The 22,866-nt window shown below is 68.9% G+C and carries 17 protein-coding genes; 11 read left to right on the forward strand and 6 right to left on the reverse strand.

The window, feature by feature from the left end:
- Both BJ987_RS37195 and BJ987_RS09445 read right to left on the reverse strand, forming a co-directional pair.
- Entirely contained in the window at positions 1-1,611 is a 1,611-nt protein-coding gene (locus tag BJ987_RS37195) for a hypothetical protein (protein WP_245365882.1), read from the reverse strand.
- Positions 1,611-2,375, reverse strand: a complete 765-nt coding sequence (locus BJ987_RS09445; RefSeq protein ID WP_209886962.1) for a crotonase/enoyl-CoA hydratase family protein — start codon at positions 2,373-2,375, stop codon at positions 1,611-1,613. The genes BJ987_RS37195 and BJ987_RS09445 overlap by 1 nt, the downstream gene beginning before the upstream one ends.
- Positions 2,376-2,469: 94 nt before the next feature.
- On the opposite strand from BJ987_RS09445, the gene BJ987_RS09450 reads away from it, so the two are divergent.
- The 3 genes from BJ987_RS09450 to BJ987_RS09460 all read left to right on the forward strand — a co-directional run bounded on the left by BJ987_RS09450 (position 2,470) and on the right by BJ987_RS09460 (position 6,181).
- Positions 2,470-3,066 (forward strand): TetR/AcrR family transcriptional regulator, encoded by a 597-nt coding sequence (locus BJ987_RS09450; RefSeq protein ID WP_209886967.1) that lies wholly within the window; start codon positions 2,470-2,472, stop codon positions 3,064-3,066.
- Positions 3,067-3,075: 9 nt separating this feature from the next.
- Positions 3,076-4,698, forward strand: a complete 1,623-nt coding sequence (locus tag BJ987_RS09455; protein ID WP_209886970.1) for an acyl-CoA dehydrogenase family protein — start codon at positions 3,076-3,078, stop codon at positions 4,696-4,698.
- 103 nt (positions 4,699-4,801) lie between these two features.
- Entirely contained in the window at positions 4,802-6,181 is a 1,380-nt protein-coding gene (locus BJ987_RS09460) for a DUF1731 domain-containing protein (RefSeq protein WP_209886973.1), read from the forward strand.
- A 17-nt stretch (positions 6,182-6,198) separates the two neighbouring features.
- Here the strand turns inward: BJ987_RS09460 and pcrA are convergent, their stop codons facing one another.
- Complete coding sequence (gene pcrA, locus BJ987_RS09465) at positions 6,199-8,838, reverse strand: DNA helicase PcrA (RefSeq protein WP_209886976.1); 2,640 nt, start codon at positions 8,836-8,838, stop codon at positions 6,199-6,201.
- A 325-nt stretch (positions 8,839-9,163) separates the two neighbouring features.
- Here pcrA and BJ987_RS09470 point away from each other — a divergent pair, with 325 nt between their 5' ends.
- Entirely contained in the window at positions 9,164-9,457 is a 294-nt protein-coding gene (locus BJ987_RS09470; protein WP_209886979.1) for a chorismate mutase, read from the forward strand.
- Between the two features lie 105 nt (positions 9,458-9,562).
- Here the strand turns inward: BJ987_RS09470 and BJ987_RS09475 are convergent, their stop codons facing one another.
- Positions 9,563-11,017 (reverse strand): NAD-dependent succinate-semialdehyde dehydrogenase, encoded by a 1,455-nt coding sequence (locus BJ987_RS09475; RefSeq protein ID WP_209886982.1) that lies wholly within the window; start codon positions 11,015-11,017, stop codon positions 9,563-9,565.
- A 123-nt stretch (positions 11,018-11,140) separates the two neighbouring features.
- Between BJ987_RS09475 and pgi the strand changes: the two genes are divergently transcribed.
- A complete protein-coding gene (pgi, locus tag BJ987_RS09480) occupies positions 11,141-12,778 on the forward strand; it encodes a glucose-6-phosphate isomerase (protein WP_209886985.1) in 1,638 nt (545 codons plus the stop codon).
- A gap of 3 nt (positions 12,779-12,781) precedes the next feature.
- Here the strand turns inward: pgi and BJ987_RS09485 are convergent, their stop codons facing one another.
- Both BJ987_RS09485 and BJ987_RS09490 read right to left on the reverse strand, forming a co-directional pair.
- Complete coding sequence (locus BJ987_RS09485; protein ID WP_209886988.1) at positions 12,782-13,447, reverse strand: nucleoside/nucleotide kinase family protein; 666 nt, start codon at positions 13,445-13,447, stop codon at positions 12,782-12,784.
- A gap of 64 nt (positions 13,448-13,511) precedes the next feature.
- Positions 13,512-14,747: a M23 family metallopeptidase gene (locus tag BJ987_RS09490; RefSeq protein WP_209886991.1), complete on the reverse strand. Its 1,236-nt coding sequence runs from the start codon at positions 14,745-14,747 to the stop codon at positions 13,512-13,514.
- Between the two features lie 560 nt (positions 14,748-15,307).
- Here BJ987_RS09490 and sucC point away from each other — a divergent pair.
- From sucC to purH, 6 genes are all read left to right on the forward strand, one after another.
- Positions 15,308-16,474, forward strand: coding sequence for an ADP-forming succinate--CoA ligase subunit beta (gene sucC, locus BJ987_RS09495; protein ID WP_209886994.1), 1,167 nt, complete (start codon positions 15,308-15,310; stop codon positions 16,472-16,474).
- Between the two features lie 27 nt (positions 16,475-16,501).
- Entirely contained in the window at positions 16,502-17,404 is a 903-nt protein-coding gene (gene sucD, locus BJ987_RS09500) for a succinate--CoA ligase subunit alpha (RefSeq protein WP_209886997.1), read from the forward strand.
- A gap of 184 nt (positions 17,405-17,588) precedes the next feature.
- Positions 17,589-18,605 carry a DUF5336 domain-containing protein gene (locus BJ987_RS09505; RefSeq protein WP_209887000.1) on the forward strand — a complete coding sequence of 339 codons (1,017 nt, stop codon included), beginning with the start codon at positions 17,589-17,591 and terminating at the stop codon, positions 18,603-18,605.
- 141 nt (positions 18,606-18,746) lie between these two features.
- Positions 18,747-20,393: a cell division protein PerM gene (locus tag BJ987_RS09510; protein ID WP_209887003.1), complete on the forward strand. Its 1,647-nt coding sequence runs from the start codon at positions 18,747-18,749 to the stop codon at positions 20,391-20,393.
- A gap of 183 nt (positions 20,394-20,576) precedes the next feature.
- Positions 20,577-21,197, forward strand: a complete 621-nt coding sequence (gene purN, locus BJ987_RS09515; protein WP_209887006.1) for a phosphoribosylglycinamide formyltransferase — start codon at positions 20,577-20,579, stop codon at positions 21,195-21,197.
- Positions 21,190-22,806 (forward strand): bifunctional phosphoribosylaminoimidazolecarboxamide formyltransferase/IMP cyclohydrolase, encoded by a 1,617-nt coding sequence (purH, locus tag BJ987_RS09520; RefSeq protein WP_245365883.1) that lies wholly within the window; start codon positions 21,190-21,192, stop codon positions 22,804-22,806. The genes purN and purH overlap by 8 nt, the downstream gene beginning before the upstream one ends.
- Positions 22,807-22,866: the final 60 nt, after the last annotated feature.

Raw genomic sequence — 22,866 nt, forward strand, 5'->3', positions numbered from 1 at the left:
TCACCAGTGAGACAACGGAATTCCGAGTCTTCCCGCGACGGTATCGATGAGGGCGGTGGGCGATTCGATCGCTGGATCGAGAGACACCACGGCCAGGGTGTAGTAGTCGCCGATATCGCACAGGTAGGCCGACAGGCGGGTGCGGGGCAGGTGTCGCAGCCCAGGATGGATGGCCCGTGCCGCGACCCCCGTACATGCGTGGGGTCCGAGGGTGCTGAGGGTATCGGGAAGCGAGCCGATGTTGGAGCACAGGATGTCCCGTTCACCCGCGCCTCGCGACAGGCGATAGGCCCAGCGATCGGGGATCACCTGGAGTAGTTCTTCGGGCATCCCGCCAGGGCTGGACATGCGATGCTCGTAAGCCGCCCTGGCCTTTTCGCGGATCGACGCGGCGTCATCGGCGCGCGAGAGGCCGATCGAGGTCATGGCGAGGTCGTTATCGGTCCGCGGTTCGGTGCGCGTATCGACCGGCAGACTGGCCTCGATCGTGTCGTGCGGAAACCCACTGGCCCACAGCATGTTCGTGACCAGCCAGACGAACAGGCTGTTAGCGGTGCCGCCCTGGCCGCCCGCGATCCGGTCCCATTCGGTGCGGCGGCAGCGCAATATCGCGCTGTGCGGGTCGGGTTGCCCTGGTGCGCGATTCGGGACAACGGAGGTGGTCCGCTCCGGGATACCGCGGCGCAGCGCGCGAGCCGTGCCGCCGATGACAATCGACCACTGACGCAGCGCATCTGCCCAATCCGATTGCGGTACAGGGATACTGCGGTACGCCGCTGGTGTGCCGGGTGCCCCGACCGGTTGGTGTGAGCTGGGCTGTTCTGATGGGCTTACAGGGGCATTGCGGTAAGCCGCTGGTGTTTCGAGTGCGCTGACCGGGTGGTGTGGGCTGGGCGGGGGAGTAGGGGCATTGCGGTAAGCCGTTGGCGTTTCGAGTGCACCGAGCGAGTGGTGCACGCTGGGCGGGCTCGATGGGGGAACCGGGATACTGCGGTACGCCGCTGGTGTGCCGGGCGCCTCGACCGGATGGTGCGAGCTGGGCGGGCTCGATGGGGGAGCAGGGGCATTGCGGTCCGCCGCTGGCGTTCCCAGTGCACTGACCGAGTGGCGCGCGCTGGGCCGATTCGGTTCGGAAGCTGGATCTGATACCGGATCGCTGGGAACTCCGGTCGAGATCGTCGCGAGTGCGGCGTCTACCGCGTGCACCAGCCCCCGCCCATCCGCGAGCGCATGGGAGCAGGTCAGGGATACCACCGTGCCGCCGTCGTCGAGCGCCGCGGCCGACAACCGCCAGCCGGGCCCGAACTCGGGGTCGAGGCAGTGGCCTTGGGCGTCGGCCCAATCCAGCAGGGCGGCAGCGGGAATCGGCGTCAGCGCGTAGTCGAGGGGGTAGGCGCGGATGGTCGCTCGCCAGGCGCGCCGGGCGCCCGGGACGCGTGGCCGAATCACCCTGCGCCCCAGCTGGCCTACTCGGAGCGCGGCATGCACCCGCGCCAGCAGCGCCGGATCGATACGGTCCGCTGTCCGCCATAAACCTTGCAGCGCAATGGGAGTGCCGAGACCGCGGTGCGTCCGGAGGAAGATCTCGTCGACAACGCTGAGGCGGTCCATCAGGGTTGGGACGCCCCGTGGCGTCCCTCGCCCGCCGCGAACCGCGCGGCCCCGTCCAGCGCGCCGTCCATGAGGGCCGTCAGACCGTGCTGGAATTCGTTGCGCAGCGCGGCTTCCTCGTCGAGTCCGTCCTGCTCCAGCATGGACATGCGGTCCGAGCGCAGGCAGGTCTGGGGCAGCCGGGCGAGTTCGGCGGCGAGTTCTTCGGCGGCGCGGCGGGCGTCCCCGGTCGAGGTCACCCGGCTGACCAAGCCCATTTGCAGGGCTTCCGGCGCGCTGACGGCTCGGCCGGTGAGCACCATGTCCATGGCGCGCCCGTGGCCGATGATGCGGGGGAGCCGAACCGTGCCGCCGTCGATCAACGGCACGCCCCAGCGGCGGCAGAAGACGCCGAAGGTGCTGTCCTGCTCGGCGACTCGGAGGTCGCACCACAGCGCCAGTTCCAGCCCGCCCGCGACCGCGTACCCGGAGACGGCGGCGATCACCGGCTTGGACAACTTCATCCGGGTGGGCCCCATCGGCCCGTCGCCCTCGGTGGTCGCGTGGTTGGAGCGTTCGGTGCCCAAGGCCTTCAGGTCCGCGCCCGCGCAGAAGGTGCCGCCCTCGCCCCACAGCACGGCGACGGCCGCGCCGGGGTCGGCGTCGAAGGCGCGGAAGGCTTCGGCCAGCGCCGCGGCGGTGGGCCCGTCCACCGCGTTCCGTGCCTCGGGCCGGTGCAGGATCACCGTGGTCACCGGCCCGTTGTGTTCGACTCGCACGCTCATAACTTGCACCTTTCGCCACACTGCGTCCCGTCCCCTCGACCCTACGGCGTGACCGGTCTTGTGTGAAGAAGTGAATCCATGCTTCACTTCTTGCGTGGTGTACCGCAGAACCCCCGCCATGCAGGCCAGACTCGACGCGCAGGCCGCACTCATCGTGCAGGCCGCGACCCGGGTGCTGTCCCGGGACGGGTTCGCCGGTCTGTCGATGGCGGCGGTCGCGAACGAAGCCGGGGTCGCGACGGGCACCGTCTACAAGCACTACGAGGGCAAGACCGAACTGGTGACCGCGGTCTTCCGCCGAGTGGTCGCCCGGGAAGTCGAGGCGGTGCGGGCGGCCGCGGCCGTCGGCGGCGCGACCGAACGCGTAGCCGCGGCGGTGGATACCTTCGCCGGTCGAGCCCTGAAGAACCCGAAGCTCGCCTACGTGCTGCTCGTCGAGCCGGTCGACGCCGTGGTCGACATCGAGCGGCTGCGTTTCCGCCGGGCCTTCGCTGAAGCGTTCGAATCGGCTGTGGCCGACGGAGTTTCGCGTGGCGAGTTGCCCCCGCAAGACGCCCGGACCAGCGCCGCCGCCCTGGTGGGCGCGATCGGCGAGGTGCTGGTGGGCCCGCTGGCGCACGCCCCGCACAGCGAAACCGTTGTCCCGGAACTCGTCTCATTCGCCCTGCGCGCCCTCGGCGCCAACCGGTAGGAGCTGTCGATGCCGACCCATGAAGTCTTCAACCAAGTGCCCGACATCACCCCCTTCGACGTCTCGCGCAACCCCGCGCTGCTCGAGGGCCTGCACCGGGAGGGTGCGGGCTGGGCCGAGCCGGAGGTGCGTGAACTCGGCGTGCGCGCGGGCTCCGTCGAGGCGCAGGAGTGGGGTCGCCTCGCCAACGAATACCCGCCGGTGCTGCGCACCCACGATCGCTACGGCCACCGCGTCGACGAGGTGGAATTCCATCCGCACTGGCACGACCTGATGAATGTCGCGGTCAGCCATGGCCTGCACGGTTCTCCGTGGACCGACGAGCGGCCGGGTGCGCACGTCGCCCGCGCGGCGAAGTTCTACACCTGGGGCGCGGCCGAGGCCGGACACATGTGCCCGATCTCCATGACCTACGCCATTGTTCCCGCGCTGCGCCACAATCCGGAGCTCGCCGCGCGGTTCGAGCCGCTGTTGGCCTCGCGCAGTTACGATTTCGGCTTGCGTGAACCGTCGACCAAGGCCGGGCTCATCGCGGGCATGTCGATGACCGAGAAGCAGGGTGGCTCGGATGTCCGCGCCAACACCACGACCGCGACTCCGCAGCCCGACGGCAGCTATCGCCTCGTCGGCCACAAGTGGTTCACCTCGGCGCCCATGTCCGATATGTTCCTCACCCTGGCCCAGGCTCCGGGCGGCCTGTCCTGCTTCCTGCTGCCCCGGGTGCTGCCGGACGGCGTCCGCAATTCCATTCGGATCCAACGGCTCAAGGACAAGCTGGGCAACAAGTCCAACGCCTCCTCGGAAATCGAGTACGAGAACGCGACCGGCTGGCTGGTCGGCGCGGAGGGCGCGGGAGTGAAGACCATCATCGAGATGGTGAACATGACCCGCCTGGATTGCGTCATCGGTTCGGCCACCGGCATGCGCACCGGCGCGGTGCTGGCCGTGCACCACGCCCGGCACCGGGAAGCGTTCGGCGCCAAGCTGATCGACCAGCCCGCGATGCGGAATGTGCTGGCCGACCTGGTGATCGAATCCGACGCGGCGACCACGGTGATGATGCGCCTGGCCGGCGCCACCGATCGCGCGGGCGCCGACCCCGCCGAAGCGGCGCTGCGGCGAATCGCGTTGGCGGTGACCAAGTACTGGGTCTGCAAGCGCGCTCCCGCGCACGCCGCCGAGGCGCTGGAATGCTTCGGCGGCAACGGATATGCCGAGGAATCCGGCATGCCGCGCCTCTATCGCGAGGCTCCGCTCATGTCGATCTGGGAGGGTTCCGGCAATGTCGCGGCGCTGGACGCCTTGCGCGCCATGGGCCGGCAGCCGGAATCCGTGGAGGCCTACTTCACCGAGGTCTCCCTGGCCAAGGGCGGCAACCCGCACCTGGACGACGGTATCGCGCAGCTCGGCAAGGAACTGTCCGACCTGTCCGATATCGAGTATCGCGCGCGCCGCGTGGTGGAACTCATGGCGCTGGTTTTGCAAGGCGCGCAACTGGTCCGGCACGGTCACTCCGCCGTCGCCGACGCCTTCTGCGCCACCCGGCTGGGCGGCGACTGGGGCATCGCCTACGGCACCCTGCCCACCGGCGTCGACACCGGTTCCATTCTCGAACGCGCCTATGTCGCCTAGGTGATGTGCGGTTCGGTCCCGAGACCGTCGTGACCCGCGGCACGCGGTGATCCGGCGCACGGTTTCCGCGCTCGGCGGTCCGAAGCGGTCTACCGTCGGAGTCATGGCAAGTACTTCGAGGTACACGCAGTTCATCGCGCTGCCGACCGAGGCGGTCTGGGAGGTGGTGGCGGATCTGCCACGGTGGCCGGAGTGGAATCCGGGTGTGGTCTCGGTGCGGCTGGACGGCCCGCTCGAGGTCGGGACCACGGGCGCTTACCTGCCGCGCGGGCGGGCCAACGAGTTGGTGCACGGCCGATTCGCCGAGCCGTTCACCATCACCGCCGTGACACCGGGCCAGGCGCTCACCCTCGAGCAGCCGGAACCGGCCGGGACGATGCGGATCACCTGGACCGTCGTCCCACGCGACGGCGGTACCGAAGTCGGGCAGGAGTTGACCTTCACTGGCCCGTCGGCCCCCGCTACCCGGGCGATCGTCGGCACACTGCTGGAACGGGACGCGCGGGTCTGCTTCGCCCGCTTGGCGCAGCTGGCCGGGATCGAGCCCGCCCAGCACGGACTGACCGCCGTAATCGCCGGTGGCACCGGCGCACTGGGCAAGCAGATCGCCGCCGACCTGACCTGTCGCGGCTACCGCGCGGTCATTCTGACCAGGCGGCCCGATGCCGGTTTGCCGTTCGAGCAGCAGCGCTGGGACGGCCGCACCGTCGGCGATTGGGTTGACGCGCTGCGCAACCCGGGCCCTACCGCACTGATCAACCTGGCGGGCAAGCTCGTCGACTGCCGCCCGACTGAGCGCAATATCGCCGAACTGCGCAGCAGCCGAGTGGAAACCACCGCCGCACTGGTCGCGGCCGCGGCCACCCTGCCCGCGCCGATCGATTACTGGCTGCAGGCCAGCACCACGGCCATCTGGTCGGACGCGGGCGAAACCCGCTGCACCGAAACGACTTCGCTGCCGGCGGGACTCCCGCAGATGACCGGCGTCGCCGAGCCCTGGGAACAAGCCTTCCACGGCGCCAACGCCGACCACTGGACCATTCTGCGCACCTCCATCGTGCTCGATCCGCAAGCGCCCGCCCTGAAGCGCCTCACCCAGCTGACCAAGGCGGGGCTCGGCGGTCGCGTCGGCAGCGGCGAGCAGTGGTTCAGCTGGATCCATGTCGAAGACTGGCTGACCATCGTGCGCGCCGCGATCGGCCTGGAGCCGAAACTGACGCTGCCGAACGGAATCCTGATCGCCGCCACCGACTTCCCGGTGCGCAACCGTGACCTGATGGCTGCCCTGCGCCGCCACCTGCACCGCCCACCGGCCCCGCCGACGCCGGCCGCGCTGCTCGCCCTCGGAGCCGTCCTGCTGCGCTCCGACGCGGCCCTGGGCCTGACCGGCCGCCACGCCACCTCGGCGGTCCTGCGAGAGCTGGGTTTCACCTTCCGGTACCCAACCCTCGACGACGCCCTCGCCGACCTACTGCCGCACTAGCTTCCGCGGCCCGGCGCTCACAGTTTCATGATCGGTGCGTGCTGTGGCATCAGCCGGATCTTGCCCGCCGTGCCGAAGTCGATCAGCGCGGAGGCGGCGGGACCCGCGCCATTGGCTTCGATCACCCGGCCGAGGCCGTACTTGTCATGGCTGACCCGATCACCCACGGCCAGAACGAGATTGGCGTTGCGATGCGTCGACTTGCCGGGCGCCGGGCGGCGCGGGCCGCGGTCCTGGATGCCCGGGCGGCGATCGTCCCAGCCGTTGCCGCGAGTCCAATCCCGTTCCAGGCCATCGTCTTCGCCGCGACGGCGGCCGCGAGATATCGGCGCGGGAGCCGGCTCCAGCCGGCGCCAGTCCATCAGATGGCCCGGAATCTCCTCCAGGAAGCGCGACGCCGGGTTCTGCGAGGGCTGACCCCAGGCGGAACGGATGATCGCGCGGCTCAGATACAGCCGCTGCCGGGCTCGGGTGATGCCGACATAGGCGAGCCGGCGCTCCTCGGCCAACTCGGCCGGATCGCCGAGGGCCCGCATGTGCGGGAATTGCCCGTCCTCCCAGCCGGTCACGAACACGACCGGGAATTCGAGGCCCTTGGCGGTGTGCAAGGTCATCATGGTGACCACGCCGGTGCCTTCGTCCGGGATCTGATCGGTGTCGGCGACCAGGGAGACCCGCTCCAGGAACGCGGCCAGCGACCCCGGCTCCGGTTCACCGTCGCCGACCTCCGGGAGCATGCCCTCTGCCTCGGCCGCCGCCGCGTTGTTGTGCGCCTCGGAACTGAATTCCCGTGCCACGAAAACCAATTCGTTGAGGTTGTCCAGCCGGGCGCCATCCTGGGGATCGTCGGAGGCTTCCAGTTCGGCGCGATAACCGGTGCGGTCGAGCACGGCCTCGACCACATTCCCGACATCGGGGAAGTCGGCGTTGTCCTGTGCGCCGGCCGCGCGGATCTCCTCCAGCAGGTCGAGGAACCCGGCGATCGCGCGCTGTGCCCGGGTGTTCAGCAGCGCCACCTTGCCGTCGGCGGCATCGCGCAGCGCCTGGGCGAACCCGATGTCGCGCTGCTCGGCGTGCACCGCCACACACGCTTCGGCGCGATCGCCGATGCCGCGGCGCGGTGTGTTGAGGATGCGGCGCAAACTCACCGCATCATCCTGGTTCTCCAGCACGCGCAGGTAGGCGACGATGTCGCGGACCTCTTTGCGCTCGTAGAACCGGACGCCGCCGACCACCTTGTAGGGCAGGCCCATCCGGATGAAGATCTCTTCCAGCGCCCGCGAATTGTTGTTGGTGCGGTAGAAGACCGCGACATCGCTGTAGTTGGCATCGCCCTGGTCGACCAGCCGGTCGATTTCGCGGGCCACGAACGAGGCCTCGTCGTGCTCGTTGTCGGCGACATAGCCGACGATCAGATCGCCCTCGCCGGAGTCGGTCCACAGCTTCTTGTCGCGCCGGTTCTCGTTGCGCGCGATGACGGCGTTGGCCGCGGACAGGATGTGCTGGGTGGAGCGGTAGTTCTGTTCCAGCAGAATGGTTTCCGCGTCGGGGAAGTCGCGTTCGAACTCCTCGATATTGCGGATGGTGGCGCCGCGGAAGGCGTAGATGGACTGATCCGCGTCACCGACGACGCACAGTTCGCTGGGCGGGACCACGTCCTCGCGCCGGACCGGGGTGAAGCCGGGATCGGCGGCCGCGGCCCCGGCATCGGCGTCGTCGAAGTCGGGGCGCTCGCGATGCCCGACCAGTTCGCGCACCAGCACGTACTGCGCGTGGTTGGTGTCCTGGTACTCGTCGACCAGCACATGCCGGAACCGCCGCCGGTAGTACTCGGCCACTTGGGGATTGCGCTGCAGCAGCGCGACCGTCTCGCCGATCAGGTCGTCGAAGTCGAGCGCGTTCGCCGCGCGCAACCGGCGCTGATATTCGGTATAGACCCGCGCCACCAGGCGCGGCAATTCGCCGCTGTCATCGGTTTCCGCGTCGGCCGTGGCCTGGGCCGGATCGATCAGTTCGTTCTTCAGATTGGAGATCGCGGTGGCGAGCAATCGCGCCGAATACTTCTTCGTATCGATGTCGAAGTCGCGGCTGATCATGGTGAGCAGGCGGCGCGAATCGTCGGCGTCGTAGATGGAGAAATTCGAATTCAAGCCGGGCAGCAGCGCCGCCTGCATGCGCAGGATGCGCACACAGCTGGAGTGGAAGGTCGACACCCACATGTTGTTCGCGCGCGGCCCGACCAGGCCGATGACGCGCTCGCGCATCTCCGCGGCGGCCTTGTTGGTGAACGTGATGGCCAGGATCTGGCCGGGCGTGGCGCCGCGCGCGGCGAGCAGATACGCGATGCGCCGGGTGAGGACGGCCGTCTTCCCCGAGCCCGCGCCCGCCACGATCAACAACGGCGCGCCGGTGTGCACGACGGCCGCGCGCTGCTGCGGATTGAGGCCCTCGAGCAGTCGCTCGGCCTCTTCGGTGCGGCGCTGCTCGCGCTCGGCCCGGCGCTGCTCCTGCTCGTCGGCCCGGCGCTGGGCTTGTGCGGCGAGCGACCCCGGCGCGCCCGCGGCGCTGGTCGGCCCGGTATCGACCTGCGCGTTCTGGGGAGCGTCGGAGTGCCGGTGCGGACCGGCCTGAGTCTGAGGAGCCACCGTGATGTCCATTGCCCATCCACGCTACCGGCGGGCACCGACAAGGGAGAACCCCCGGTCGTCTCCGGCGGATCCGAGCGCGCAGATTCGCAAATAGAAGTGTTTTGCATTGCCTCGGCCCCGTGGCAGACTGGCGGGCATGATCTGCGCTACCACGTCTCGCCGCACCGGCCACCCGCCGGGAAACGCCGCCGGACGCGCTAAAAGTAGCTGAGCGCAGTTCTCGGGGGGACCATGGAAGACCGAACAGGTCTTGATCACGGGTGAAAGAACCGGAACGGACGGTAACAGCCCGCGCGCGCCGGCCGATCCAAGTTCTGACACGAGGAGATGAATGATGAGTACCCCCGCAACGACGCACGACTCCGACGCGGCTCTGCCGCAGACCGAGGCTGAGATCGACAAGCTCCGCAAGGAGATCGACCAGCTCGATGCCGAGATCCTGGCCGCTATCAAGCGCCGCACCGAGGTCTCGCGCATCATCGGACGTACTCGGATGGCGTCGGGCGGCCCGCGGCTGGTGCACAGCCGCGAAATGAAGGTGCTGGAGCGCTTCAGCGAGCTCGGCCAGGAGGGGCACACCCTCGCCATGCTGCTGCTGCGGCTCGGCCGCGGCCGTCTCGGTCACTGATCGATCCAGCCACCAGGCCCCGAAAGCTCTGCGGTGTCCGCGAGACAACCGTTTCCCTGAGGCCGCCCCGGGTGTTCATGCACCCCGGGGCGGTCGTTTTCGTTCTCAGGTGAGGGCGATGTACTTCGTCGACAGATATTCCTCGATGCCCTCGGTGCCGCCCTCGCGGCCGAAGCCCGAGGCCTTGACGCCGCCGAACGGGGCGGCGGGGTCGGAGATGACACCCCGGTTGACGCCGACCATGCCGGACTCCAGCCCCTCGGCGATGCGCAGCGCGCGGTCCAGATCGCGGGTGTAAACGTAAGCGACCAGGCCGAATTCGGTGTCGTTGGCGGCTCGCAGGCCTTCGCTCTCGGTCTCGAAACCGATGATCGGCGCAACGGGGCCGAAGACCTCCTCGCGCAAGATGCGGGCGTGCGGCGGCACCTCGGTGAGGATGGTCGCCGGATAGAACCAGCCGGGACCGCCGGGGGCCTTACCGCCGAGCCGGACCCGCGCGCCCGCCGCGACGGCGTCGTCCACCAGTTCGGTGACCGTGCCGAGCTGATCTTCGTTGATCAGCGGGCCGAGGGTCGTTTCCGGGTCGGTGCCGGGGCCCAGCCGGACCTGGTTCGACATCGCCTCGACCAGCTTGGTGGTGAACTCCTCCAGCACCCCGTTCTGCACGTGGAAGCGGTTGGCCGCGGTGCACGCCTCGCCGCCGTTGCGCAGCTTCGCCAGCATCGCGCCCTGGACGGCGCCGTCGACATCGGCATCGTCGAACACCACGAACGGCGCGTTGCCGCCGAGTTCCATGGAGGTGCGCAGCAATCCGTGCGAGGCCTGCTGGACAAGCTTCTTACCGACTTCGGTGGACCCGGTGAAGGTGAGCTTGCGCAGCCGGGGATCGTCGAGCAACGGCTGCGTGACGGCGCTGGAACGACTGGTCGTCACCACCGACAGCACGCCGTCCGGCAAACCGGCCGCGCTGCACAGCTCGGCCAGCGCCAGCATGGTGAGCGGCGTCGCGGAGGCGGGCTTGACGATCATGGTGCACCCGGCCGCGAGCGCCGGCCCGATCTTGCGGGTGCCCATGGCCAGCGGGAAGTTCCACGGCGTGATGGCCAGGCACGGCCCGACCGGTTGCTTGTGCACCATGATCCGGCCGGTGCCCGACGGCGCGTGCAGGTAGCGGCCGTGCACCCGCACCGCCTCCTCGGCGAACCAGCGGAAGAATTCGGCGCCGTAGCGCACCTCGTTGCGGCTCTCCGGCAGCGCCTTGCCCATTTCCAGGGTCATCAGCAGCGCGAATTCCTCGGCCCGCGCGGTGAGCCGTTCGAAGACGGCGCGCAGGATCTCGCCGCGCTCGCGGGCGGGGGTCGCGGCCCAGTCGGCCTGCACCGCGACGGCCGCGTCCAGGGCGCGCACGGCGTCCTCGGGCGTGGCGTCGGCGACCTCGGTCAGCACGTCTCCGGTGGCCGGATCGTGCACCGCGAAGGTGCCGCCGCCGGTGGCATCGACGGGGCCGCCGATCCACAGCCGCGTCGGTACGGATTGCAGAAGTTCGCTCTTCGACACCATGCGCTCCAGCCTAGGCGGGAGGCCGCGCGCAGAGCCGCTGATACCGACGCGGATTGTGGCGCAGCGCCGTTCGCCGGGTGGTTCGCGTGCGCGTCCGTGCCGCTGCCAGTAACCTCGGCATACGTGAGCAGCGACATCACCGCATCGGCGGCCTGGCGGAAACTGCACGATCACTACGACGCTGTCGCCGAGCGACACCTCAGGGAGCTCTTCGCCGACGACCCGGCGCGCGGCCGCGAGCTGACCATCGCGGTCGGTGACCTGCACATCGACTACAGCAAGCACCGGGTCACCCGGGAAACCCTGCACCTGCTGGTGCGATTGGCCGAGGAAGCCGGTGTCGCGCAACGCCGCGACGCGATGTATCACGGCGAGCACATCAACACCTCCGAGGACCGCGCCGTCGGACACGTGGCGTTGCGATTGCCCGCGGGCGAGCCGGTGACCATCGACGGCGCCGACGCGGACGCCGAGGTGCACGAAGTCTTGCGCCGCATGGGCGAATTCACCGACGCGTTGCGTTCCGGCGAGTGGCGGGGTGCGACCGGTGAGCGCATCTCCACCGTGGTGAACATCGGCATCGGCGGTTCCGACCTCGGCCCGGACATGGTGCACAAGGCGCTGCGGCACTACGCCGACGCCGGTATCGACGCCCGGTTCGTCTCGAATGTCGATCCCGCCGACCTGGTCGCCAAACTGAACGGCTTGGATCCGGCGAAAACCCTGTTCATCGTTGCGTCCAAGACCTTTTCGACGCTGGAGACACTGACCAACGCGACCGCCGCCCGGCGCTGGCTGGTGGCCGCGCAAGGCGAGGACGCGGTGGCCAAGCACTTCGTCGCGGTCTCCACCAATGCCGAACGCGTCGCGGAATTCGGCATCGACACCGCCAATATGTTCGGCTTCTGGGATTGGGTCGGCGGCCGCTATTCGGTCGACTCCGCGATCGGCCTCTCGGTCATGGCGACCATCGGCAAGGAGCGGTTCGCCGAGTTCCTGGCCGGCATGCACGCCGTGGACGAGCACTTCGCGACCGCACCGCTGGAAGCGAACGCGCCGGTGCTGCTCGGCTTGCTCGGTGTCTGGTATTCGAACTTCTTCGGCGCGGAATCGCGTGCGGTGCTGCCGTATTCGAACGACCTCGCCCGCTTCCCGGCCTACCTGCAGCAGCTCACCATGGAGTCCAACGGCAAGTCGGTGCGCGCCGACGGCACTCCCGTCACCACCTCCACCGGCGAGATCTTCTGGGGCGAACCGGGCACCAACGGCCAGCACGCCTTCTACCAGCTACTGCACCAGGGCACCCGGCTGATCCCCGCCGATTTCATCGGTTTCGCCCGTCCCACCGACGATCTGCCCACCCGCGACGGCACCGGCAGCATGCACGACATTCTGATGAGCAATCTGTTCGCCCAGACCAAGGTGCTCGCCTTCGGCAAGACGGCCGAGGAGATCGCCGCCGAGGGCACCGACCCGAAGGTGGTGCCGCACAAAGTGATGCCGGGCAACCGTCCCAGCACCACCATTCTCGCCCCCCAGCTCACCCCGTCGGTGGTGGGTCAGCTGATCGCCCTCTACGAGCATCAGGTCTTCGTCGAGGGCACTATCTGGGGCATCGACAGCTTCGATCAGTGGGGCGTGGAACTCGGCAAGCAGCAGGCGCTCGCGCTGGCCCCGCTGCTCACCTCGCCGGAAGAACCCGCCCCCCAAGGCGATTCCTCCACCGACGCGCTCATCGGCTGGTACCGCGACCACCGCTAGTCCCTATTCGAGGTAGTACCGCCCCTGATGGCCGCGCAGTACCAGATCCGCGCGGTCACGGGTGGCGGCGATGCGATCCGCGTTGCGAAAGTCGGTGTCCTGCACCTTCAATCGCGCGGCGCCCACCGTGCGGCCACCGCGAATGTGACGGCGCAGCAGTCGCTTCTCCAGCAGCCGGCGATCGGCGTCGAGGTACCAGCATTCATCAAGCAACTTCCGCACCGACGACCATTCCTGCCCGTCGGCGTCATCGAGCAGCAGATAGTTGCCCTCGACGATGACGATGCGCTGCTCCGTGAAAACGATGCCGCCCGGGGTGGGTTCGTCCACACCGCGATCGAAGGTCGGCCACGGCACCGGCGTGCCGACTGGTGTATCCCGCAGGCGGCGGAGGTTTTGCACGAAGCCCGCGGCATCGAAGGTCTCGGGCTCGCCCTTGCGCGCCAGCGTGCCCGCCGCCCGCAGTTCGGCATTGCGCAGGTGATATCCGTCCATCGGCGCGACCGCCGCGACCGGCTCGCCCGCACGCGTATTCAGGGCATCCCGTAAACCTGCCGCGAATGTCGATTTACCGGCCCCGGGCGGTCCCGCGACCCCGAGTAGGTATCGACCCGGCCCGGCGGTTGCGGATACCCGCTCGGCAAGGTGGCCCCACGACATCGCCGTCATCCCGGCAACGCTACCCGCGCGGACGCGAAATCAGTTGTTACGACAAGGATTCAGGGCCGGAGCGTCAATCGCGCTGGACACCGAGGCCGATGCCCCGGGTGGCCAGCCACGGCACCGGGTCGACCTTGTCGACGCCGTTCAGCCAGACCTCGAAGTGCACGTGCGGGCCGGTGGAGAAGCCCCGATTGCCCATGGTGGCGATCTGATCGCCGGCCAGGACGCGCTGCCCCTGCGACACCGTGGCGGTGTCGATGTGGCCGTAGATGGTGACGGTGCCGTCGTCGTGCAGCAGCCGCACCCACATGCCGAACCCGGCGGCGGGCCCGGCTTCGATCACGGTGCCGTCGGCGACCGCGTAGATGGGCGTCCCGATGGGGCCGGCGACGTCGATGCCGAGATGCTGGACGCCCCAGCGGGCGCCGTAGCCGGAGGTGTAATTGCCCGCGGCGAACTTCGCGAACAGCGGCCGCAGTTTCGAGGCCTCGGCGGCGGCGAGTTCCTCGGCGTACTTGCGGCCCTTCTCCAGGATGTCGGAGAACTGGCCGAAGTTGGCGGGCGCGGAGACATTGAGTACCTGCGGTGCGACCGCGGAGGCGCCGGGCTCTTCCAGGCTGACCGACTGGGCGGCGATCTCGTGGATCTGGCCGGAGGCTTCGTAATCGATGCTCTGCGAGGGCTGTTCGGGGGAGGCCATCGCGCACTGGCCAGCGGCGACGACCGCGCCCGCGGCCACGGCGACGACCGCGGCGCGGCCCTTGAGGGCGGCCGGCGGTGCGGGCATCCGATGCGCGCCGCCCCGGCGGGCCTTGTGCCCCGTGGGGATCTCGGCGGATTCGGGGGCCCATGCGCCGGTGTTGTCCGGAGTCCAGTCCGCACCGGCCTCCGGCACCCATTCTTCGGCGCCGGGTGCCCAGGTGGTTTCGGGTTCCGGCGTCCAGGCGTCGTCGGTGGCGGGGGCCCAGGCGTGTTCCGCTTCGGGGTTCCAGGTCTCGTGCGCGGCGGGCGCCCAGTTGTTGTCGGCTGCCCAGGCGCCACCGTCGGACCACGAATCCTGCTGTGTCCACTCGGTGTTCGGGGCCCACGCGTCGGCGGCGTAACCGCCGTTGTCGTAGGCGGCGTAGTCGTCGTACTGCTCCTGGCGCGCGGGCTCGGCGGCGGGGGCCGCGGCGGCGTACCGGCTGTTGGACGACGGGAAGGAGCGCCTGCCCGCATCGGCTGCCGCGAAGGGTTCGTTGTCTTCGCGATAACGATGACCGGAGCGAGTGCGATTTTCGGCTGGGAGGGTGGAGCGATGATTCATCGGAGAGGCCACATCGTGAAGCGGGTTGACCTGGTGAAACGGGAAGGAACCGGCGCCCACAGGGAACGGCGAACCTGTGGAGTGCTGCTGTGCGTCAAGCTTGCCGTCCTCCTGGTTGTGACCGAGTTGTGACATCGACCGCAATGACGGTAACGAAACGATTGCAGGGTCCGCAAGCGTTGCGCCCGATCGGTACAAACATGTGAGATTGATCACGGTAACAATACGTTAGGTCTCACGGTGCGCGGGGCACACTGGTGAGGTTATCCGACGACGACGCGTAGTACACAAGCATCGACCGGCGGGATGTCCTGTTCTACCTGGCGCGCCGACAACAAGCTACTCGCGGGTAGCGTTGGCCAGCGGTTTTACCGCGCCGCCGATCAGCCCGTGACCTGCGCCACTTAGGATGAACGTGGCCGATCGGCCCTCCATGTGACTGGTTAGAGTCCGACCCGACCCGCTACTGATCCTTCCGAGCGACCTGCACGCAGCCGCTACGGAGGGTCGGGCCGCCAACAAAGACGTTGTCATAGCAACGCAGACGAGACGGTGAGTACATGGATCTCTTCGAATATCAGGCGAAGGAGCTCTTCGTTAAGCACGGAGTGCCTTCGTCCGAGGGCCGCGTCACGGAGACAGCCGAGGACGCCCGCGCCATCGCCGAGGAAATCGGCAAGCCGGTGATGATCAAATCCCAGGTGAAGGTCGGCGGCCGCGGCAAGGCCGGTGGCGTCAAGTACGCCGCCACCCCGGAGGACGCGTTCACCCACGCGTCGAACATCCTGGGCCTGGATATCAAGGGACACATCACCAAGAAGATCCTTGTCGCCGAAGCCAAGGACATCGCGGAGGAGTACTACATCTCCTTCCTGCTGGACCGCTCCAACCGCACCTACCTGGCCATGTGCTCGGTCGAAGGCGGCATGGAGATCGAAGAGGTCGCCGAGAAGACTCCCGAGCGCCTCGCCAAGGTTCCCGTCGACGCGGTCAAGGGCGTCGACCTCGCGTTCGCGCGTTCCATCGCCGAGCAGGGCCACCTGCCCGCCGAGGTGCTCGACGCCGCGGCCGTGACCATCCAGAAGCTGTGGGAGGTCTTCATCGGCGAAGACGCCACCCTGGTCGAGGTCAACCCGCTGGTGCGCACCCCCGAAGGCGAGATCCTCGCCCTCGACGGCAAGGTCACCCTGGACGAGAACGCCGAATTCCGGCAGCCGGGCCACGCGGAGTTCGCGGACATCGACGCGACCGACCCGCTCGAGCTCAAGGCCAAGGAGAACGACCTCAACTACGTCAAGCTCGACGGTGAGGTCGGCATCATCGGCAACGGCGCGGGTCTGGTCATGTCCACCCTGGACGTCGTCGCCTACGCCGGCGAGGCGCACGGTGGCGTCAAGCCCGCCAACTTCCTCGACATCGGCGGCGGCGCCTCGGCCGAGGTGATGGCCGCCGGCCTGGACGTCATCCTCGGTGACGAGCAGGTCAAGAGTGTGTTCGTGAACGTCTTCGGTGGCATCACCGCCTGTGACGCGGTCGCCAACGGCATCGTGAAGGCGCTGGAAATCCTTGGCGCCGAGGCGAACAAGCCGCTGGTCGTCCGGCTCGACGGCAACAAGGTGGACGAGGGTCGCAAGATTCTCGCCGATGCCGCGCACCCGCTCATCACGCTTGCGCAGACAATGGACGAAGGCGCCGACAAGGCCGCCGAACTGGCTGCCGCCCGCTAACGACGGCCGAGTAAGGACAAACACAGAATGTCTATTTTCCTGAACAAGGACTCCAAGGTCATCGTCCAGGGCATCACCGGCGGCGAGGGCACCAAGCACACCGCACTGATGCTGAAGGCGGGCACCCAGGTGGTCGGCGGCGTGAACGCGCGCAAGGCCGGCACCACCGTCTCGCACACCGACAAGGACGGCAACGCCGTCGAGCTGCCGGTGTTCGGCACCGTCGAAGAGGCCATGAAGGAGACCGGCGCGGACGTGTCGATCGCCTTCGTGCCGCCGAAGTTCTCCAAGGACGCCATCATCGAGGCCATCGATGCGGAGATCCCGCTGCTCGTGGTCATCACCGAGGGCATCCCGGTGCAGGACACCGCCTACGCGTGGGCCTACAACGTGGAGAAGGGTCAGAAGACCCGCATCATCGGCCCGAACTGCCCCGGCATCATCACCCCGGGTGAGTCGCTGGTCGGCATCACCCCGGCCAACATCACGGGCAAGGGCCCGATCGGCTTGGTCTCCAAGTCCGGCACCCTGACCTACCAGATGATGTACGAGCTGCGCGATTTCGGCTTCTCCACCGCCATCGGCATCGGCGGCGACCCGGTCATCGGCACCACCCACATCGACGCCATCGAGGCGTTCGAGAAGGACCCGGAGACCAAACTCATCGTCATGATCGGCGAAATCGGCGGCGACGCCGAGGAGCGGGCCGCGGCCTACATCAAGGAGAACGTGACCAAGCCCGTCGTCGGCTACGTCGCGGGCTTCACCGCACCCGAGGGCAAGACCATGGGCCACGCCGGCGCCATCGTCTCCAGCGGTGGCGGTACCGCGCAGGCCAAGCAGGAGGCGCTGGAGGCCGCGGGCGTGAAGGTCGGCAAGACGCCGTCCGCGACCGCCGCCCTCGCGCGCGAGATCCTGGAAAAGGGCTAGATCGACGCCTGATTCGCGAGAAATGTACGAAGGCCGCCCGCAGAACCTGAGGGCGGCCTTTGTATTCGGCGCTTCGGCCGGTCATCCGCTTGCTCGAGGGTGACCTCAGCGGACGAGTGCAGTAGCGTCAACAGAGGTTCCAGATGTGTTACGCACGAAAACGATCGACCTAGGAGACGACGACATGTCATACCCGACCGGGGGCTCCGGGTACAACACACCCGCAACGCCTTCCGCACCGAGCAATCCCGGCCAGCCGGCCAGTAGTGGCAATTCAGGTGCGAGTGCTTCCGGGGCCGATGGCAAGGGACTGCCGTTCTTCCTGCTGATCGGTGTCGCCGCGCTCGGTGCGCTCAACTTCCTGCTCGGCTTCCTGCCCTACGCCTCCGTCATGGACGAGGGTGTCAGCGGCTTCCAGATCGGACTCGCCGGCCCGCTCGGGCTGCTGCTCTTCAGCGGCCTGCTCGCCGGACTGTCGTTGCTGCCCGAACAGAACTGGAAGGCCGTCTCGGCGGCCGCGGCGGTCGCGGGTTTCCTCGGCGTCGCCGTCCAGGCCTTCAGCCTCCCGAACGGTTTGGAGTCCGGGATCGGCGCCTGGGTGCTGCTGTTCCTGGGTCTGGTGCAGGCCGCGCTGGCCGCCGCCGTGGTGCTTTTCGCGATGGGCATCGTGAAGCCGCCGGCGCCCAAGCCCGCTGCCGCGCAGCAGGGTCAGCAGGGCTACGGTTCGCCGCAGGGCGGTTACGGCCAGCAGGGTTTCGGCGGCCAGAGCCAGCCGGGGCAGCCCTACGGTCAGCAGTCCTTCGGCGCGCAGCCGGGTCAGTCCGGTTACGGCAGCTCCACCGGTGGCCAGTACCAGCAGCAGCCGGCCTACGGTCAGCAGCCGGGTCAGCCGTCCTACGGTCAGCAGAGCCAGCCGGGGCAGCAGCAGGCCGCCTACGGTCAGCAGCCGTCCTATGGTCAGCAGCCGGGTTACGGTGCGCCGCAGCAGGGTTCGCCCTACGGGCAGACCGCGCAGCCGCGGCCGGACGACAGCGCGACTCAGCACTTCGCCAGCCCGCAGGCCGGCCAGCAGTACGGCGGCACGCCGAGCTACGGTCAGCAGCCGGGCCAGGCCAGCCAGCCGTTCGGCGGCGAGCAGGGTGAGGATCCGGCCAACAAGGCCACCCGCGCCTTCCGTCCGTCGGATGACCAGCAGCAGTAAACCCTGAACTCCAGAGCCGGTGCTCGCCAACTACTTCGGCGAGCACCGGCTCTGTGTTTTCCGGCGCCCAGGTCCGTCCCCGCCCACCGCTCCGGCGCGCCTGGCTCGCCCGGAGTCCGAGAGATGCGACGCTGAATCGTCATGAGTTCCTCCAGAAATAGTCTCGAGCGCTGGACCGGTAGCTCTCGCGGCGCCCGAAGCGGTTCCGCGCGCGGCCCCCGTTCGACCAAGACTCGTAAGCCCGACACCGGTGACGACGGAGCCTTCCTCGCCCTGACCCCGGAACGCGGCCGTGCTCTGCTGCTGGTGTCCGCCCGCCCCGCGGCCTTGACCTTGACCGTGCTGACCGTGCTGGTGCTCGCGACGTTGCTCACCGCGCGCAGCGGCCTGGCCGGTACCGCGGGTGCGATCGCGGCGAGCTGGCTTGCGGCGCACCAGGTTCCGCTGGTGATCGGCACTACCGAGCTGGGGCTGCTGCCGTTGCTGCCGACCGCGCTGGTGCTGTGGCTGACCTGGCGCGAGACCGCCCGCGCGGTCGAACCGGACAGTTCCCGCGCCGATCTGGGCTGGCTCGTCGGTGCGGCGGTGGGAGGACCGCTGCTGGTCACCGCGGTGTGTTCGGCCGTCGCCGAGGACGCGTCCGGCGTGGTCGCGCTACAGCCGCCGAACACCCTCGCCGCGTTCGGCTGGGTGCTGGTGCTGCAATTGCTCGCCGCGGGCGGCGGTATCGCCAGTCGTCTCGGCCACCAGCTGGTTTCGCGTCTGGAACTGCCGGAATGGGCGATCGCGGCCGGCTACGCCGCGCGCCGCACCGTCCTGCGTTTGCTTGCCGCCAGCGCCGCCCTGACCCTGCTGGCGTTCCTGCTGCACTGGTCCCGGATCGGTGACACCTATCAGGGCGCGGGCAACGCGGTGGGTGTGCTCGGTTTGACCGTGCTGTCGCTGGCCTATCTGCCGAACGTGGTGCTCGGCGCGGCCGGGGTATCGGTCGGCGCGGGCGCGCACTTCGGTGCGGCCTCGATCGGCCTGTTCTCGGTGACCGGCGGCCCGATACCGGCGGTGCCGGTGCTCGCGGCGCTGCCGTCCGGCCCCGCGGCGACCTGGTGGCTGGTGTTCCTGCTGATCCCGGCGGCGCTCGGTGCGCTCAACGGCTTGGACTGCGGGCGCACCTCACCCGACCAGGCCACCGCACCGTGGGCGACGCTCACCTCCGCCGCCCTCACCAGCATGGCGTTGACGCTGCTGGCCGCGCTCGGCGGCGGTGTGCTCGGCAGCTTCGGGCGCGTCGGGCTGAATCTGCCGCTGTTCGGACTGCTGGTCTTCGGGTGGCTGGCGATCGCCGGATACGCCGGGCTGATGTTCACCCGATGGTTCGTGGTTCCCGTGGGCACCGTGCCGCGACTCGGCGGAGTCACCGCCCCCGCCGAAGCGGCCGGTGACTACGACGATCACAGCTATTACGACGAACACGGCGATTACGACGAGCATGCCTACGACGACGAGCACGATTACCACGACGAGCACGATTACCACGACGAGCACGGCTACTACGACGAGCACGACGGCAGTTACCACGAGGACGAATACGAAGCGGACTACCCCGATTACGACGGCCCCGACCTGGAGGTGGAGGTCGACGGTGAACTGGTCGAGGAGGAGGCCGACATCTCGATCGCGAGCGAGTCGGCAAGCGCCGCAACCGCTCCCGACATCGTCGACGCCGAGGTGGTCGACACCCCCGACACCGACCCGGACCCGATGCCGCGTCCGTATTTCCGTAGCCGGTAGCCCATCGGGCGCGGCGCGGTGACCGGTCGAAAGTGAGCTGACCGACACCACTAGGCTCTACGACGGCGGCAGTCCGGTTGGCCGCCGTTCCCACCGATTCGCAGGAGTAGAGCCCTGAGCTTTTCTACCCCGTCGGCTCCGCACGCTCCGCCGGCCGCCGACTCCGCCGCGTCCTCGACGTGGGTGCCCGCCGCGTCGCCGGCCACCGTCGTCGTGCTCGCCTCCGGCACCGGGTCGTTGCTGCGCGCCTTGCTCGACGCCGCCGACGCCGCCGATTTCCCGGCGAAGATCGTCGCGGTCGGGGTGGACCGGCAGTGCGCCGCCACCGAGCACGCCGAAGCCGCGGGCGTTCCGCACTTCCGGGTCGCGTTGCAGGAGTTCGCCGACCGAGCCGCCTGGGATGTCGCGCTGACCGCGGCGGTCAGCGAATACCGGCCCGACCTGATCGTCTCGGCGGGCTTCATGAAAATCCTGGGCCCCGCGTTCCTGGCGGCATTCGGCGGTCGGATCATCAATACCCACCCCGCGCTGCTGCCCGCGTTCCCGGGCGCGCACGGCGTGCGTGCGGCGCTCGACTACGGGGTGAAGGTCACCGGTTCGACCGTGCACCTGGTCGATTCGGGCGTGGACACCGGGCCGATCCTCGCGCAGGAGGCGGTCGCCGTCCTGCCCACCGATGACGAGGCCAGCTTGCACGAGCGCATCAAGGTTGTCGAGCGACGGTTGCTGGCGGAGGTTGTCGCCGCCGTCGCGACGCGAGGCATTGTCTCCGACGGACGAAAGGCAGTAATTCCTAATGAGTGATCCCACGGGGATGGCAGCGGGCGGAGCCGGCGGGGTGGGTGAACGACGCCCGATCAAGCGGGCGCTGGTCAGCGTCTATGACAAGACCGGACTGGTCGAACTGGCGACCGGCCTGCACGCCGCCGGGATCGAGCTGGTGTCGACCGGTTCGACGGCGGGCAAGATCGCCGCCGCCGGTGTCCCGGTGACCAAGGTGGAGGAGCTGACCGGGTTCCCGGAGACGCTCGACGGCCGGGTGAAGACCCTGCACCCGCGCGTGCACGCGGGCATCCTCGCCGACTCGCGCAAGGACGAGCACGTCGCGCAGTTGGCCGAGTTGGGCGTCGAGGCGTTCGAACTCGTCGTGGTGAACCTGTACCCGTTCACCCAGACGGTGGCCGGCGGCGCCACGCCGGACGAGTGTGTCGAGCAGATCGATATCGGTGGCCCGTCCATGGTGCGCGCCGCCGCAAAGAATCATCCGTCGGTGGCCGTGGTGGTGGACACCGGCGACTACGACGAGGTGCTCGCCGCCGTGCGGTCCGGAGGCTTCACGCTGCCTCAGCGAACGGCGTTGGCGGCCAAGGCTTTCCAGCACACCGCGAGCTATGACGTGGCCGTGGCGAGCTGGATGACCAACGTGGCCGTCCCCGCCGTGGCACCGGAATCCGAAGCGGCAGTAAGCTTCCCGGCCTGGGTTGGCGGCACCTGGGTCCGCGCGGATGTGCTCCGCTACGGCGAGAACCCGCATCAGGCCGCCGCGCTCTACACGAGTGAGGGCGGCCCGGCGGGCCTGGCGCAGGCGCAGCAGTTGCACGGCAAGGAGATGTCGTACAACAACTACACCGATGCCGACGCCGCGTGGCGCGCGGCCTACGACTTCGACGAGCCCGCCGTCGCCGTGATCAAGCATGCCAACCCGTGCGGCATCGCGATCGGTGCGGATATCGCCGAGGCGCACCGCCGGGCGCACGCCACGGACCCGGTGTCCGCGTACGGCGGCGTGATCGCGGCCAATCGTGAGGTCTCGGTCGAGATGGCCGAGCAGGTCGCCGAGATCTTCACCGAGGTGATCGTGGCGCCCGGTTATGCCAACGGCGCGGTGGAAGTGCTGCGGCGCAAGAAGAATGTGCGTGTGCTGATCGCGGAGCCCGCGCAGCGTCAGGGCGCGGAACTGCGTCCGATCAGCGGCGGCGCCCTGCTGCAGCAGCGCGACATCCTCGACGCCGAGGGCGACAGCGCGGCGAACTGGACGCTCGCGGCCGGTGCCGCCGCGGACGAGGCGACCCTGCGTGATCTGGAATTCGCTTGGCGCGCCTGCCGCGCCGTGAAATCCAACGCGATCCTGCTGGCCAACGACGGTGCCGCGGTCGGTGTCGGCATGGGCCAGGTCAACCGCGTCGACTCCTGCAAGCTGGCGGTCGAGCGCGCCGGTGACCGCGCCAAGGGATCGGTGGCCGCGTCGGACGCGTTCTTCCCGTTCTCGGACGGCCCGCAGATCCTGGTGGCCGCCGGGGTCCGCGCCATTGTGCACCCGGGCGGTTCCATCCGCGACAAGGACACCATCGAGTTGTGCCGCGAACAGGGCATCACCCTGTACCTCACGGGATCTCGGCACTTCGCGCACTGAGCGCGACCCCATCTCGAACGCCACGCCGGACCCGTCCGGCGTGGCGTTTCGTTTCGGGAA

The organism is Nocardia goodfellowii (assembly GCF_017875645.1).
Lineage (GTDB): Bacteria > Actinomycetota > Actinomycetes > Mycobacteriales > Mycobacteriaceae > Nocardia > Nocardia goodfellowii.